A 15,462-nucleotide genomic window follows, 5' to 3' on the forward strand; every position below is an offset into this window, starting at 1 on the left:
TGGGCGGGTGCACCTCGTGTGCACGCATCCGATGACCCTGCGCGTCTTCCGGGTGACCGGCCTGGCCCGGCTGCTGCCGCCGCATCCCACGCCGGTACTGGCCGAGGTCGCGGACCTGCCCACGCGGTCCTCCGGGAAGGTCGACCGAAAGGCGCTGCCCTGGCCGGTGCCCCTGGCCGGCGACGGGCCCGGCGGCGAAGCGGCCCACCAACTGCACGGAACGGCCGCCCGGCTGGCGGACGTCTGGGAGCAGTTGCTGGGCCTGCGGCCCGGCCCGGACAGCGACTTCGTGGCGCTGGGCGGCAGCAGCCTGACAGCCGCCCGGATGGCCTCGATGCTGCGCGCGGACTACCCGGGGCTCTCGGTCGCCGACATCTACCGGCACCCGGTGCTGCGGAACATGGCCGACCATCTCGACTCCCTGGTCGGCGCCGCCGAGGAGGTGCGCCCCGTCCGGCCGGTGCCCCGGCGGACCGCTGTGGTGCAGTTCCTCGTCTCCATGGCCGGTTACGGCATCACCGGGCTGCGGGGTCTGGTCGGTCTGGCGGCGGCGGACAACGTGCTCGGCTGGATCGCGCCGCACCGGTGGGCGCCGCACACCTCGTGGTGGCTGGTCCTGGCCGGATGGGTGGTGCTGTTCAGCGCACCGCTGCGCTGTCTGATCGGGGCGGCCCTCGCCCGCACGCTGGCCGGCTCGATCACTCCGGGCGCGCATCCACGCGGCGGAGCAGTCCATCTGCGGCTGTGGAGCGCGGAACGGGCGGTCGCGGCGTTCGGCGTGCCGTCCCTGCTGGGCACCCCGTGGGCCACGCCGTACGCCCGGATCCTCGGCTGCCGGACCGGGCGCGACGTACGGCTGCACGCCATGCCGCCGGTGACCGGCCTGGCCGAGCTGGGCGACGGATGCAGCGTCGAACCCGAGGCGGACATCGCGGGCTGGTGGCTCGACGGCGACACGCTGCACGTCGGCAGGGTCGTCGTCGGCGCGGGCGCCCGGCTGGGCCACCGCAGCACACTGCTGCCGGGCGCGGTCCTCGGGCGCGGTGCGGAACTGACCGCAGGCGGCTGCCTGGACGGCCGGATCCCCGACGGGCAGGTGTGGACCGGTTCCCCCGCCAGGCCGGCCGGACCCGCCGAGCGCCTCGCGGGCGCCGGCTGGCCCGCTCCGCCGGCGGATCGCCGACGCCGCTGGCACGCGGCCTACGCCCTCTCTCTCGGCCTGCTGCCGCTGCTGTCCCTGCTGGGGGCCGCCCCCGCGCTGGTCGTCACCTGGCTGCTGGTGCGCGGTACGCCGACGCTGTCCGGTGCGGCCGGGCGGCTGCTCGTCGCCGCACCGCTGTTCGCGGTGCTGACCACCGTGTGCGGAACGCTGATCACCGCGCTCACCGTGCGGCTGCTGAACCGCTCGATCAAGCCGGGCCTGCACCGCGCGGACGGAGGCGTGGCCTGGCGGGCGTGGCTGGTGACACGACTGCTCGACGGCGCCCGCGCGGGCCTGTTCCCGCTCTACGCGAGCCTGGCCACACCGCACTGGCTGCGCCTGCTCGGCGCACGCGTCGGACGCGGCACCGAGATCTCGACCGTGCTGCCGCTGCCGTCCCTGCTCCAGGTCGACGACGGGGCGTTCCTCGCGGACGACACGCTCGTCGCGCCGTTCGAACTGCGCGGCGGATGGATGCGGTTGGGAGCCGTGCACATCGGCAGGCGGGCCTTCGTCGGCAACTCCGGCATCGTCGGCCCCGGCCGCGAGGTCCCCGACCAGGCCCTGGTGGGCGTGCTGTCCGACGCACCGGCACACGGTGAGCCCGGGACGTCCTGGCTCGGGCGACCCGCGATGCCGCTGCCGCGTGTGGCCGGCGCCGCCGACCCGACGCAGACTTTCGCCCCGCCGAGGCGGCTGGTGGCGGCCCGCGCGGCCGTCGAGCTCTGCCGCGTCCTTCCCGTGATCGCCGGAATGCTGCTGACCGAGGGCCTTCTGCTCGCCCAGCAGGACGCCCTGGACCTCGGCGGCCTGCCGCTCGCGGCACTCGCGGCCGTCCCGCTGCTCCTGGCCGCGTCCCTGGTGGCCTGCCTGACCACGACCGCCGCCAAGTGGCTGCTCGTGGGCCGCTTCCGGCCGGTGGAGCGGCCTCTGTGGTCGTCGTTCGTGTGGCGCAACGAACTGTTCGACACGTTCGTGGAAGTCCTGGCCGTGCCGTGGGGCATCGGCGCGCACCTCGGCACGCCCGTGGTGAACTGGTGGCTGCGCAGCCTCGGCGCGCGCATCGGACGCGGCGTGTGGTGCGACACGTACTGGCTGCCGGAGACCGACCTGGTCAGCATCGGCGACGGCGGTACCGTCAACCGTGGATGCGTCCTGCAGACCCACCTCTTCCACGACCGGATCATGAGGATGGACACCGTGCACCTGGCCGCCGGAGCCTCGTTGGGCCCGCACAGCATCGCTCTGCCCGGCACCGCGATCGGCACCGGCGCGTCCATCGCCGCGGCCTCCCTCGTGATGCGCGGGGAGACGGTGCCCGACGGAACCCGCTGGGCCGGCAACCCCATCGCCGGCGTCCCCTCGGCCGGCACTGCCGCCCGGCTCGCCGGAGGTGAGGCGCCATGACGTGGTGCAGCCGTCGCACGCTGGTCCGCGGTGCGGCACTCGCCCCGCTGGCGGCGACGGCCGCGGACGCCCTTCCGCGACCGGCCGAACGCTACTTCGCCGGCCATGGAACCTACGGTCACCGCACCCTCGCCTACGACCTGCACCTCGCCTACGGACCATCCGCAGGCACCCTGCACGGCCGGGCGCACATCCGCGCGGTGGCCCAACGGACGCTGCGGGAGGTCCAGCTCGACCTCGCGAGACTGACCGTGCGGGAGGCGCTGGTCGACGGGGTCGCCGTACAGCCCGGCCGGAAGGGACACAAACTGCTCCTGCCCGCGCCGCGCCCGATCCCGGCGGGCACCCCGTTCACGCTGGAGATCGGCTACGGCGGCCGGCCCCGCCCGGTCCGCACGCCGTTCGGGCAGATCGGCTGGGACCGCACGGGCGACGTACACGACGGGACGCTGGTGGCCGCGCAGCCGCTCGGCGCCTCTTCGTGGTTCCCGTGCAACGACCGCCCGGACGACAAGGCCGAGTTCACCTTCCGGGTGACCCTGCCACGCGGCCACCACGCTCTCGCCAACGGAACACTCCTGGAGCGCAGCAGCACGAACTCCACCGAGTCCTGGACCTACCACCACCCGGGCCCCATGGCCCCCTACCTCGCCGCGCTGTACACCGGCCGCTTCGCCGACGAGACCTGGGAGGGCGAGGACAGCGCGACCGGCCGCCGGCTCACCTGCCGCAACGCCTACCCCGTCCGGCTCGCCGAGCGGGCCCGACACGATCTCGGCCGCCAGCCGCAGATGTTCGAGGCGTTCACCCGCTGGTTCGGGCCGTACCCCTTCGAGACGTACGGCGCCGTCGTAGTGGACGCCGACCTGGACCAGCCGGTCGAGAACCAGACGGCGTCCGTCTTCGGCCGCAACCACATCGACGGCGAACGCACCTGGGAGACGCTCGTCGCCCACGAACTCGTCCACCAGTGGTACGGCAACAGCGTGAGCCTGCGGGACTGGCGGGACATCTGGCTCAACGAGGGCTTCGCCACCTACGGGGAGTGGCTGTGGTCGGAGCACATCGGTGAGGACTCCGCCGACACCATCGCCCGGGCGGCCTGGCACACGCTCGCCGAGCAGCCCAAGGGACTGCGCATCGCCGACCCCGGACCCGCCCGCATCTTCGACGACCGCGTCTACAACCGAGGCGCGTGCACGCTGCACGCACTGCGCCTGACACTGGGCGACGACCGGTTCTTCACGATGCTGCGGGGCTGGCACCACATCCACCGAGGCAGAAGCGCCGACACGGCCGCCTTCATCGCCCACGCCGGCCGCTCCATGCCGACGACGGTGGAACCCCTGCTGCGCGCCTGGCTCTACGACACACACCTGCCGCCCCTGCCACCGGGAGGCACGCAGAGCTGAGCCCGGCCGGCCGACAAGGGCGCCTTGACCAGGAGTCATCCCGGGACAGGCGCCCTTGTCCGGCCCTCCACTGATCAAGTGCCGGATGCGCCAGGGTAGTTACGGATCTGTCCGCCCGGCTTCGTGGCCTGGCCGCACGTGGCGCGACCCGGGCCCCGGACACGGGGGCACAGGTGAGGAACCGGTCGGTACGCCGCCGCCGCGGCCGACGCGTTCCGCTCTCCACCGGCGCGCTGACGGCAGCGGCCCTCACCGCCGCACCTCCGCCGCTGTGGGCTTCTTCACCGCCACGCCGGCCGCGATGGCCACAGCAGTATTGTCGTCCCCTTCTCGAATCGAGCCTGATCGGCGTACGGGGACGACTCGGCTGCTGCGGCCGTCGCACCACAATTCCCGTCAGGGAATGGCCAATCGGCCTCTGCGCGGGCTACACAGGAGATGCGATCAGCGAATCGGCTACGGGCGGATGGTCCGACGGTGCGCCAGGAGCATTGCCTCCGCTCTGAGGCCCATCGGGAGCGTGCGGGATCGCCGGAACCAGGACTTGCTCACTGGTGCCCGCACCACCCCCACCGGGTAATAGGCCAACCGCTCCTGGCGCTCAGCCTGGGATGAGCGCATCCCACTGATCTCGGGTCGGGCCGTCGTGATTCGGTGTGAAGTCCGGGTGGGCAGCCAGCCAGGCGGTGACGTGTCGGTCCACTTCGTCGGTGCCGTAGGCGTCGTGGGCCGGCAGCAGGAGATGGCGCACCTTGGCTCGGGCTCTCATGACGACGGGATCGTCAAAGGCGCAGGCGGCCACGGCGGCAGCCCGCCGATCCGCGGGTGGTGAGCCCTCGGCGAGGCGTTCCTCGTCGGCGCGGTCGGCCGTCACCTGCGCTTCGAACCACGGCCGGAGGGTTTCCGCTGTCCATGTGTGGTAGACCATGGGATCCGCGGCGATCTGGTCGACATGGCCGGCGAGGTGCTGGGCGGCACGCAGGCCGAGGGCCGCGCCATGGCCGAAGGTGGGATTGGTGTGGAGGAGGCTGTCCCCGGTGTTGACCAGGCCGGTGGCGACAGGCCCGTCATTGTCGGTGAGGGCGGTCCAGCGGTTGTCCAGGCCGGCCATCGCCAGGACGGTTGACTGCGGTTCGGGGGCCAGGCCGAGCCAGGCGGCGGTCGCGGGGAAGAGGCGAGCGACGGCCTCGAACACGGCAGGGTCCGTGAGCGCGCCGCGGCTCGGATCACCCGTGGAGAGCACCAGGCTCACCGCGAAGGTGTCGTTGTCGGAAGGGAAGACGCCGCCGAGCGCGAACGGTGCGGCCGAGCCGGTCTTCACCCGGCCGGCATGACGCGGGCCGTCGTCGCGCAGGCGGTACCAGCGGCACAGATAAGTGATCCCGGTGCGGTGGTTGTCGACCACGGGAGGGCGGCAGCCGGCCGCGATCAGCCAGGCGGGCACCGGCGAGCGACGACCGGACGCATCGACGACGAGATCTGCCTGGTGCGTCTCCGCGCCCGCCTGCACGCCGGTGACCCGGGGAGGATGGCCCTCCCGGAGGGTGAGGCCACGCACCCGGCAGCCGCGCCGCACCTCAACCGTGGGTTCCCGCCGCACCGCCGAGGTCAGGGCGGCCTCCAGCACGATGCGGCGGGTCCGCAGGGTCACCAAGTCCTCATCGCCGACTCGATGCGGCGGATGCTCATCGAACCAGTCGAACTCGTGGTATTCCCGGGCTCCCCGTGCCAGCAGGTCCGTATAGACATCAGGGGCCTCGGCGCGCAACACGGTACGGACGGGCGCGAGGAGCGAGTGGGGCTGGATGGCCTGCGGGACTCGGGGCCTGTCCCAGCGGAAGAAGTCCCGGTCCAGGTCCTCTCCGGCCTGCCGCGCGTCCTGCTCGAACAACGTGACCATGTGACCTCGTCGGCCAAGCATGAGCGCCGTCCCCAGCCCGCTGATGCCCCCACCGATCACCGCAACCCGCGCCACACATCTCCCCTTCGCGTCGTGTTGCGGAATGAGCCTAATGCATGATGATCTCCAGTCCGGAACCAGCGTCGTCCGTCAGAAGTGCCGGCTGTCGCAGGCCGAGACCACGCGGCAGATCCGCCGGCCGTCTGCGGTCGTCCGCCGAAGTTCGACCCCGAGGACTACAAGACAAGACACACGGTCGAGTGCGGCATCAATCACGTCAAAAGACACCGCGCCGTGGTCATGAGGTACGCCAAGATCGCGGTCCGCTACGTGGCGACCGTCCTCGTCGCGGCCATCAATGAATGGTTGTGATCAGCGTCGTTGAGAGTGATCCAGTAGCGGCGCTTGACCCCGGTTTCGGTGCTGCGCACATCTTCCAGGACGCCGCCGTTGCTTTCGATGGTGCGCGCTGAGCCGACATTGCCGTCGTCACAGGTGAGGAGGACCCGGTCCAGACCGAGGGTCGGCGCCTTGAGCAGAACCGCTCCCAGCGCCCACGAAGCCAGTCCGCGTCTCCTGGCGGTAGGCCGAACGCTGTAGCCGATGTGTCCGCCGCCTTCCAACAGAAAGGCGTTCAGATAGTGCCGAAGGTCGATGGCCCCGAGGTACGTCTCGCCGTCGACGATCCACCAGTGGGTAGCGTGGACGCGCCCTTCCCCGACAGGCAACGACCGGTCCGATTGCTGTCGCAGTCGCTCGGCCCATGAGGCGAACCCTTCCGGGCTGTCGAGGTCATCGTCACCAACCAGACGCAGGCCGGCCCCGTCCTGGTGAGCACCAGGCTGCCACTCGTCACGCGCCGTGAGCCACGAGGACTGCAGCCGTCCCGTGGGAGCGATCAGTTCAGCCATGCGAGGGACCATAACACCCGAACCCCCTGTGTGATCAGGCACTTTCTGCCAGATCGGGAGCCTGGCCGTCGGATGGGGCACAGGTGAGCCAGATCGAGGCGAGATCGCCTGATTCCGTTGCGATCGCTCAACCACTACCTTGATCCACTCTCGGCACAGTTGTGCGCTGTCGTGCGTCGGCGTGCTCCCGCGGTCAGAGGCTCACCTGGCGACCCACCTGATCAGCCACCCACTCATCAAGCCTGATCTTGATCTGGTGATTGTGGTCGGCGCGGCCAACCACCACCCCGCCGACCTCACTTCCCAGCCGAGGCAACCCCATGTGGTGGGGCATGTTCCCTCCGACTTCGGCGAGGCCGACCGCGTTGGCGTGGCCGTCGATCTGGATGAAGGCGCCGAAGCGGTGCCGCCCGATGACTCGCCCGGTTACGTGAGTGCCGGTGGGGAGAGCGGCAACGGTCTCGGGCCAAGACTGACGGACATGGGCTTCGCAGGGGGCGTCTGACTGACCGTTTCAGGATGAGGCTGTTACGGCCGAGGCAGCGGTGTGGAGCGCGCGATGCGGAATCCCACGTCGTCGATCCGGAAGGTCGGGTGACTGCGTCGCCGTACCGATGCCCTGCAGCTCCAGTGCTCGTCGGCCCATCCACCGCCACGGAGCACCCGATAGGTGCCATACACCTCGGCGTCGTAGACGTCCCAGCACCAGTCCCACACATTGCCCAGCATGTCGTACAGGCCCCAGGCGTTGGGCTGCTTGCTGCCCACAGGATGGACCTGCCCACCCGAGTTGCCCTGGTACCAGGCGACTTCATCGAGCCGGCCGTATCGCGGGCCGGTGGTATCCGCACGACAGGCGTGCTCCCATTCGGCCTCAGTCGGCAGCCGGTACCCGTCTGCGGAGGTGTCCCATGCGGGCGCCTCGGCATCGGCATGGAGGCGATATGCAGGTGACAGCCCTTCGCGCTGGGACAACGCGTTGCAGAACTGGACTGCGTCCCACCATGAGACGCCCTCAACGGGCAGCCGGTCGCCTTGGGCGCTACTCGGCCGCTGATCGGTCACCTGTGCGTACCACGACTGCGTGACCGGGAACGCCGACATCTGGAACGGCGCAACCTCCACCGGCCAACTGCTCTGCGTCCGTCGGTCCGACAGGGTCACCCGTCCCGACGGGACGGCAACCATTTCGTTTCCTGCCCCCGCGTCCACGACAGACCACCCTACCGGCGCCTTTCCACCGCTCTATTGACCTTTTGGAAGGGAGCTGAGGAGCGGCGCAGGCAGACGATACCGCGGGTCAGTTCCAGCAGAGCTCCAGCAGACCCGCCTTCCGCAGTTCGCCGAGAAGTGTTGCGTTCAGACGGGTGCGGCGGAAGCAGAGGGGTTATGCGCTCCCAGAGGTCTCAGGAACAAGTTCGTCAAACATCTCGCAGACGCTGCCCTCGGCACATCACTGATGCCACGACCTAGGGGCAGAAGCTGCCGACGGCCTGTTCGGCGGCGGGGTCACTCGTGGAAGGCGATGCGCCGCGGCACGACGTACGACATGGAGCGCTTGCTGCGGGCGCGGCCACCGGTAGCGGCGCCCGCCGAGACCGTGCGTAGCGGGGGTCACTCGGTGAGACGGTAGGCGGCCGGCTTCACCGTGCATTGCTGCGCGGCTTCGGCGACGGCCGCGCGCACAGCCACGAGCGCGGGATGTCCTTCGCGTCCCGCGCGGATTTCTGTGTACAGCCGTCGGCAAGGGCTGTCCGGAAGGTCCAGCAGGTCGATGCCGGACAGGTATTCGGCGCCCATCAGCCCGCAGACGAAGGCCACGGCATGTCCAGTCCGTACGAGGTGGAGGTGGAGAAGCGGGTCCGGTGCCTCGCAGCGTGGGCGGGGCTCAAAGCCTGCCGTCCTGCAGACCAACCTCGACCAGGCGCCCATCTTGGACCAACGCTGCTCCAAGGCCCAGTCGGCGTGCGCCAGATCGGCGAGCCTCCGGGGGGTGGACATGTGCGTCCCCGGTTGCTTTCTCGGCGTGCGATCCGGTTCGGCGCGGGCGGCCCGCCGGAGTGGTGTGTCGGCGCACGGTGACACCGGGGAGGCGGAGGGAACGGCCAACCGGATGGGATCGTCCAGGAAGTCCTCCCGGTCGACGCCGTCGACCCGGGGCTGAGGTGAACCGGGGAGCTCCTCGCCGAGTACCAGATCGAAGTCGTGGGAGAGAAGGCTGGCATGTGCGTCTTCCACGTCCCGGTGGATCAGCTCCACGCGTAGGTGGGGGTGCCGGGCGGCGAGGCTCGTCAGGGCACGTGGGGCGATTTCGAGGAGGACGCTCTGGAACGAGGCCACCCTGACTGTGCCCCGTATCTCCTGTCCTTGGCGGGCCAACTCCGACTCGGCCCGTTCCAGGCGTTCCAGGACCGCCTCGGTGTGCTCGACCAGGATTCTTGCCGCGTCGGTCAGCCGTACGCTCCGGCCCGCTCGTTCCAGGAGCGGCACCCCCGCCTCGCGTTCCAACGCAGTCAGGTGCTGGGAGATGGCCGGAGGGCGTGTAGTTCAACGCCTCGGCGACATTGGCCAGGGTGCCGCGCCGAGCCAGTTCGCGCAGGATGCGTAGGCGATTCAGGTTGAGCATGGGGTCTCCTGCACGCGTCGGCACGATGCCTGCGATACATCAATTCTGCTGATGAATAGGCGTGAGAAAGTGTAACTGGACTTAAGACAGAATCCGGGCCGAGGATTGCCCGTGAGTGAGGCGGAGTGCCTTCACGCCCAACCCTGAATGCTCGCAAGTGGAGATGTGATGCCCGTGCTCCCTCCCGCCGGCCGGACACCGGCCACACCCGCCGGCGAGGGCGGTGTGTCGCGGCGCGCGCATGCTGTCCTGGCGACCGTGCTCTGTGCAGTCATCTGGGGCACGCTCGGCCCGGTCGCCGCACAGTTCGCCAGCCACCACACCTTCCACATCGCGGCCCTGCGGCTGCTCATCGGTGCCGCTGTCCTCCACGCCGCCTCGCGGATGCGCGGCCTCCCGAGCACCACCTGGGAGCGGCGGGAGGTCGCTGCCGCCTTGGTCAGTGGCGTCACGATCGCCGGTTTTTCGGTGGCTTACTTCTACGCGGTCGAGCTGTCGGGGGTGGCAGCCAGCACGGTGATCACGGTCGGCGGGGCGCCGGTCCTGTCCGGGATCGCGGCCCGTTTCCTTCACCGGGAGTCGATCAACCGAACCTGGGCGGTCTCCACCGTCGTCGCTGTCGCAGGAATCACCCTCGTCGTGCCGGGTGCCTCGGCCCGGTTCAGTCTGCCCGGCACCATGCTGGCCCTCCTGGCTGCGGCCCTGTACTCCGGCCAGGCGGGCGCCTTGCAGATCGTCGCCCGGCGCCACGGTCCCGTTACCGCCACAGCGACCTCGTTTGCTCTCGGCGCCGTCCTCCTGTGCCCATGGCTACCCGGTGCTGTCGCATGGGCCGCCGGCGACCCACGCCCACTCATCAGCGTGATGTACATCGGTGTCATCACCACCGCCGGCGGTTATGCACTCTTCACCTACGGTGTTCATCACCTGGGTGCGCCCACCGCCGTCACCTTTTCCCTCCTCGAGCCGGCGGCTGCCGCAGCATTGGCCGCCGTCTGGCTCGACCAGGGACTGAGCCTCGTGCGCTGGGCAGGGCTTGCCGTCGTGCTGTGCGGGCTCGCGATCATGATGCGTCCCGACCGCCCTGCCTCCTCACCTCCCGTGACCGCTGTTGACAGTGCGGGGGTGAACAGCGCCGAGCAGATCGTTTGATGCCCGCCGTCGGCCAGGTGTTCTGACCGCAGTGGTACGCCGGGTCGTTGGTTGGGGCGGTTGGATGTGCTGTGACGGCCGATCCAACCGGTGGAGGTGTGGTGGCCGAGCCTGTGCGGGTGCGCAGACTGAGCGACCAGGAAGGTCAGCAGCTGCAGCAGATCGCGCGCCGGGGCAGCACCAGTTCGGTGCGCTATCGGCCAGCGATGATGCTGCTGGCCTCGGCCGGCAGGAACCGCGTCCCGGTGATCGCCCAACTGGTGCGGCCGACGAGGACACCGTCCGCGACGTGATCCACCGGTTCGACGAGATCGGCCTGCCCTGCCTGGACCCTCGGTGGGCGGGAGGTTGTCCCCGCCTTCGCAACACTGACGACGAGGACTTCGTCGTTCAGACGGCCACCACCCGCCCGACCAAGCTCGGCCGGCCCTTGACCCGCTGGTCCCTCCGCAAGCTCGTCACCTACCTGCATCGGGTCCACGGTCGGGTCATCCGCATCGGCCGCGAGGCGTTACGGTGCCTGCTCGCCCGCCGCGGCGTCACCTTCCAGCGCACCAAGACGGGGAAGGAGTCGCCCGACCCCGAGCGCGACGCCAAGCTCGACCGGATCGAGGAGGTCCTTGACCCGTTCCCGGACAGCGTCTTCGCGTTCGACGAGTTCGGTCGCCTCGGCATCCTGCCCGCCGCAGGCACGGGCTGGCCCCCTCCGGCCAAGCCGAACGGCACCGGCCACCTACGACCGCACTCACGGGGTCCGCTACTTCCACGGCTGCTACTCGGTCGGCGACGACACGTTGTGGGGCGTCAACCGGCGCAGGAAGGGCATCGACGGCAACGCGCTGGCCGCCCTCAGGACGATCCGCGCGGCCCGGCCGGACGGTACCCCCTGTCTACGTCATCTTGGACGACCTGTCCGCCCACAAGGGCCAGGAGATCCGCCGCTGGGCCAGGAAGCACCGGGTCGAGCTGTGCTTCAACCCGGCCTACGCGTCCTGGGCCAACCCGATCGAGGCCCACTTCGGACCGCTGCGGCAGTTCACCATCGCCCACTCATCACCCCAACCACACGGTCCAAACCCGGGCGCTGCAGGCCTGCCTGCGCTGACACAATGCCAACGCTCGCCACCGAGACGTCCTGGCGGCCGAGCGCCGTGAACGTGCCCGGATTCGCAGCGAGAAGGGCATCCGCTGGGGCGGATGCTCGCGAATGGCAGCCTGATCACTCGCTGACGTTCAAGGTCGCACAGTTCGCGACCCCCAGATCGGACAGCACCGCCCGCAGCCGCTCCAGGGCCGCAACCGTGTCCGTGCCCTCCACGATTTCAAGGTCAAGATGACAACGACCCATGCCACTGCCCGCTCCGGTGACCTCGCCGTCGAGCTCGAAGGCTGCTTCCAAAGCCTCCTCGACCTCATCACGGTCGATCGGCAGCCCCACGAAGACGATCTCGACGAACACTACGGCCCTCCCTCTCAACCCGGCGAACCATAGCGGTCAGAGCACTGGAGAGATCGATCCTAGATGGTAGGACAGGTCGCGATTCGGCCCCAAGGGAGCGGTACGGGGCAGAGCCGGTTGCTGTGGTTGCTGTATCTGGCTGCCGTACAGCAGGGTCTGGTGGGGGTGACGGCATGGAGCGCGAGCTACTCGAACGACTGCTGGTTGGTGACGACGAGGCATCCGTGGCCGCTCTGGCCGCGCTCCGCTGCGGCGGTTCCCACGTGGTCGGGGACGGGGCCATGCCTGCTGAGACGCTCGCCCTCATCTATGGACGCCGACTGCGGCTCACTCGCCGCCGGGGGATCGGGACCACGAACCTGGCACACGCCGTGGAACAGCTCGGCCGGCATCAACAGCCGGTTCGGCTGGGGCAGATCAGGGCTGTCGATGGCTCCTGGACGTTCATGCTGTTTCTCACCGAAGACGGCAGCAGGCTGATCGCATGCACCGGCGTGCGGCGGACCCACGTCTGACCCGGCCGACGACGGTCAGCCACGACAGCGAGAGCTCCGACCGATCACGCGCGTGTATGCCTCGCCGCACCCCCACCAGCCTCAGCCGCGCTGCTGGTGCCGTCGACCATCGCGAGCCGCGACAGCCGGCGCGTGACCAGGATGCCGGAGCCGTCAGCTCGGGAAGCTGCAGCCGCGAGGACCGACCCCGTCGTCGACGTCCGTAAGCAGCGCGACCGGTCGACGGCTCGCCACTGCAGCCTGGATTCCCTCGTCCGTCCGGTGTGCAGGCGCCGCAATTGTCGCTGTCGGTGTGCCTTCGTTCCCCTCCCGGGTTCGGGACATGTGACGCTTGAACATTCCGGTGCGCTGGTATTTCAGGGCACTCCTGTGACAGCTGTGCCCTGCAGTGGCTGTGATGACAACTACAACTTGGCTTCCAGGTGGGGCATGAGAACTGAACAAAGGGTTGGGCGCGGTCGTCGTCGAGCGGGTCTGAAGACACGCACGTGGGTGGCGGTGGGGGCGGTCGTCGCCGCCGGCGGCGTGGCTGTGGCGACCGTCGCGATGGCCGGGGCGGGAGGCCACTCGTCGGCCGCGTCGGGACCGATCAAGACGCATGTCCACTCGCTGTCCCTCACCGGGGCCGACGCGTCGGTGAAGACATTGGGGGCCCGGTCCACGGATCCGTTCAGCATGGTGGGTGTCACCTGGAACGGCGCGCACGCCAAGCTGCGGGGCACGGTGGAGGTGCGGACGCGTTCCACCGACAGCGGCCACTGGACACCGTGGCTGAAGATGCAGCAGCCGGACGACCTCCCCGACGCCGCCGAACTGAACCGTCCCGGTGTGCGCGGCGGGATGTCGCCCATGTGGTCGGGGCCGTCCAACGGAATCCAGGTCCGCGCGACCGGCGCGGGCAAGTCGACCGGCCTGCCCGCCGGGCTGCGGGTGGACCTGGTCGACCCCGGCAAGCCCGCCCCCGGCGCGACGCAGTCCTCCGGCATGGGCCTGGCGGGCTACGCCGTCGACGCGGCGGCCACCGACTCCGCCACGCCGACGGACAGCACCGCCCCGACCGACACCGCGACGGCCCCGGCAGGCAGCGGCGCTTCGGACACCCCGACCGCGACGGACTCCGCCTCGCCCACGGACACCCCCACGGCCACGGACTCCACCTCGGTCGCGCCGTCCTCCGGGACCTCCGCCTCCGATTCCACCTCGCCGAGCGCGTCCCCGACGTCCTGGCCCAGCCAGCTTCCGGCGCTGTCCGGGGCGTACCCGTCCTGCCCGGCCTCCTCGGCAACCCCGTCTCCGTCGGCGTCGCCGACCCCGCCGGACCCGATGCCGGCCGCGACCACCTCGACGGTGGCGCCACCCACCGTGGTCACCCGCGCCGGCTGGGGCGCGGACGAGTGCGCGCGGGAATCGGGTTACCCGTCGTACGGCGCGGGAGTGAAGGTGATGTTCGTCCACCACACGGACACCACCAACAACTACTCCTGCACGGACTCCCCGGCGATCGTGCGCGGCATCTACGCCGAGCACCTCAACCAGGGCTGGCGCGACCTCGGTTACAACTTCCTCGTCGACAAGTGCGGCACCATCTTCGAGGGCCGCTTCGGCGGGATGGAGCTGCCCGTCGTGGGCGCCCAGACCTACGGGTTCAACACCAACAGCATGGGCGTGGCCGCCATCGGCACGTACACCGACCTCAGTGGCGGCGACTCCACGGCCAGCACCTTCCCCGGGGCCGCGCCGAGCCAGGCGATGCTCGGCTCGATCGCCCGCATCGCGGCCTGGAAGTTCGGCATGAGCGGCGTGAACCCGGGCACCGGCACCGCGTCGCTGTCCGAGGGCGCCTCCGACAGTTACGGCTTCAGCCTGGGCAACAGCTACAGCTTCAACGCGATCTCCGGGCACCGCAACGGCTTCGCCACCGACTGCCCCGGCAACCAGCTCTACAACGCCCTGAGCACGATCCGCACCTACGCAGCCGGCCCGGTCGGCACCGTCTCCGTCACCGGGCTGTCCGGCGGGGCGGCCAAGTCCGGGACGAGCTACTACACCAAGGGCGCGGCCACGGTGAGCTGGACGACCGCCACGCCGTCCGCTGTGATCTCCAGCTTCGACGTCCTGGTCGACGGCAAGGCCGTGGCGCACGCCTCCGGCTCCGCCCGCTCCGCCTCGATCTCGGTCGCTTCCGGCAGCCACACCGTCCAGGTGCGCGCCACCCACGTCCGTGGTTCGACCACGCTGTCCGGCTCGGTCCCCCTGGTCGGCGACACGACCGCGCCCACGTTCCCGACCGCGCCCGGCGTGCAGGTGCGCACCGGAACGGTGAGCTCCAGCGCGGTCCCGGTCACGGTGACCTGGAAGGCCGCCGACAACGCGGCGCTCGCCAAGGTCATGGCGACCTCGCCGTCCTCGGCCACTTTCGGCCCGACGGTGACCTCCTGGGCGACCAGTGCCAAGCCCGCCACCTCGGACCTGTTCGGCCTGAAGGCGTACGACGTGGCCGGCAACACCGGTGTCGCCTCCGTCTACCGGACGCCGAACATCGTCCAGGAGACCTCCACCACCCGGACCGGCACCTGGGCACACCGGAGCAGCACCAGCTACCTCGGCGGCTACTCCTACAGCTCCTCGTCCGCCAAGGCCTCGATCAGCTGGACCTTCACCGGACGTTCGGTGGCCTGGATCGTCTCGCGGGCGTCCACCTCGGGCCAGGCGTACGTCTACGTCGACGGCACCAAGGTCGCCACGGTGGACCTGAAGTCCTCCACCACCCTCTACCGCCAGGCAACCTGGACCACCACGAGGCTCCGTCAGCAGCCGTCGCAGGTCCTCCTCCACGGCGGTGTACCACAACTCGTCCTCGGCGTCCCGCTGGAACCGGC

General features: G+C 70.3%; 12 protein-coding genes and 2 pseudogenes. 9 read left to right on the forward strand and 5 right to left on the reverse strand.

Annotated features, from left to right (window positions below; genetic code table 11):
• A partial coding sequence (locus ACWEN3_RS24320; protein WP_452974713.1) for a Pls/PosA family non-ribosomal peptide synthetase occupies window positions 1-2,608 on the forward strand: 2,608 nt, incomplete at its 5' end.
• Window positions 2,605-4,020 carry a M1 family metallopeptidase gene (locus ACWEN3_RS24325; RefSeq protein WP_452974716.1) on the forward strand — a complete coding sequence of 472 codons (1,416 nt, stop codon included), beginning with the start codon at window positions 2,605-2,607 and terminating at the stop codon, window positions 4,018-4,020. The genes ACWEN3_RS24320 and ACWEN3_RS24325, both read left to right, overlap by 4 nt.
• Before the next feature lie 601 nt (window positions 4,021-4,621).
• Here the strand turns inward: ACWEN3_RS24325 and ACWEN3_RS24330 are convergent.
• A complete protein-coding gene (locus ACWEN3_RS24330; protein WP_452974719.1) occupies window positions 4,622-5,995 on the reverse strand; it encodes an FAD-dependent oxidoreductase in 1,374 nt (457 codons plus the stop codon).
• Window positions 5,996-6,246: 251 nt separating this feature from the next.
• Window positions 6,247-6,831 (reverse strand): GNAT family N-acetyltransferase, encoded by a 585-nt coding sequence (locus ACWEN3_RS24335; RefSeq protein WP_452974722.1) that lies wholly within the window; start codon window positions 6,829-6,831, stop codon window positions 6,247-6,249.
• A gap of 139 nt (window positions 6,832-6,970) precedes the next feature.
• Between ACWEN3_RS24335 and ACWEN3_RS24340 the strand changes: the two genes are divergently transcribed.
• Window positions 6,971-7,336 (forward strand): hypothetical protein, encoded by a 366-nt coding sequence (locus ACWEN3_RS24340; protein ID WP_452974725.1) that lies wholly within the window; start codon window positions 6,971-6,973, stop codon window positions 7,334-7,336.
• A 23-nt stretch (window positions 7,337-7,359) separates the two neighbouring features.
• Here the strand turns inward: ACWEN3_RS24340 and ACWEN3_RS24345 are convergent, their stop codons facing one another.
• Both ACWEN3_RS24345 and ACWEN3_RS24350 read right to left on the reverse strand, forming a co-directional pair.
• Entirely contained in the window at window positions 7,360-8,019 is a 660-nt protein-coding gene (locus ACWEN3_RS24345) for a formylglycine-generating enzyme family protein (RefSeq protein WP_452974746.1), read from the reverse strand.
• Window positions 8,020-8,445: 426 nt separating this feature from the next.
• Entirely contained in the window at window positions 8,446-9,339 is an 894-nt protein-coding gene (locus ACWEN3_RS24350; RefSeq protein ID WP_452974728.1) for a LysR substrate-binding domain-containing protein, read from the reverse strand.
• 286 nt (window positions 9,340-9,625) lie between these two features.
• Between ACWEN3_RS24350 and ACWEN3_RS24355 the strand changes: the two genes are divergently transcribed.
• The 4 genes and pseudogenes from ACWEN3_RS24355 (at window position 9,626) to ACWEN3_RS24370 (ending at window position 11,764) form a co-directional block, all read left to right on the forward strand.
• On the forward strand, window positions 9,626-10,609 hold the full coding sequence (locus ACWEN3_RS24355; RefSeq protein ID WP_452974731.1) for a DMT family transporter: 984 nt from the start codon (window positions 9,626-9,628) through the stop codon (window positions 10,607-10,609).
• Between the two features lie 101 nt (window positions 10,610-10,710).
• Window positions 10,711-10,902: a hypothetical protein gene (locus ACWEN3_RS24360; RefSeq protein ID WP_452974734.1), complete on the forward strand. Its 192-nt coding sequence runs from the start codon at window positions 10,711-10,713 to the stop codon at window positions 10,900-10,902.
• A pseudogene (locus ACWEN3_RS24365) lies at window positions 10,899-11,072 on the forward strand (helix-turn-helix domain-containing protein); the annotation flags it as partial. The gene ACWEN3_RS24360 and the pseudogene ACWEN3_RS24365, both read left to right, overlap by 4 nt.
• Window positions 11,073-11,125: 53 nt before the next feature.
• Window positions 11,126-11,764, forward strand: a pseudogene (locus ACWEN3_RS24370) (transposase).
• 64 nt (window positions 11,765-11,828) lie between these two features.
• Here the strand turns inward: ACWEN3_RS24370 and ACWEN3_RS24375 are convergent.
• Window positions 11,829-12,068 carry a hypothetical protein gene (locus ACWEN3_RS24375; RefSeq protein ID WP_452974737.1) on the reverse strand — a complete coding sequence of 80 codons (240 nt, stop codon included), beginning with the start codon at window positions 12,066-12,068 and terminating at the stop codon, window positions 11,829-11,831.
• Window positions 12,069-12,241: 173 nt separating this feature from the next.
• Here ACWEN3_RS24375 and ACWEN3_RS24380 point away from each other — a divergent pair, with 173 nt between their 5' ends.
• Together ACWEN3_RS24380 and ACWEN3_RS24385 are read left to right on the forward strand one after the other, a co-directional pair.
• Window positions 12,242-12,583 carry a hypothetical protein gene (locus tag ACWEN3_RS24380; RefSeq protein ID WP_452974740.1) on the forward strand — a complete coding sequence of 114 codons (342 nt, stop codon included), beginning with the start codon at window positions 12,242-12,244 and terminating at the stop codon, window positions 12,581-12,583.
• A gap of 492 nt (window positions 12,584-13,075) precedes the next feature.
• A partial coding sequence (locus ACWEN3_RS24385; RefSeq protein WP_452974743.1) for an N-acetylmuramoyl-L-alanine amidase occupies window positions 13,076-15,462 on the forward strand: 2,387 nt, incomplete at its 3' end.

The sequence above is a fragment of the Streptomyces sp. NPDC004561 genome (assembly GCF_053602155.1).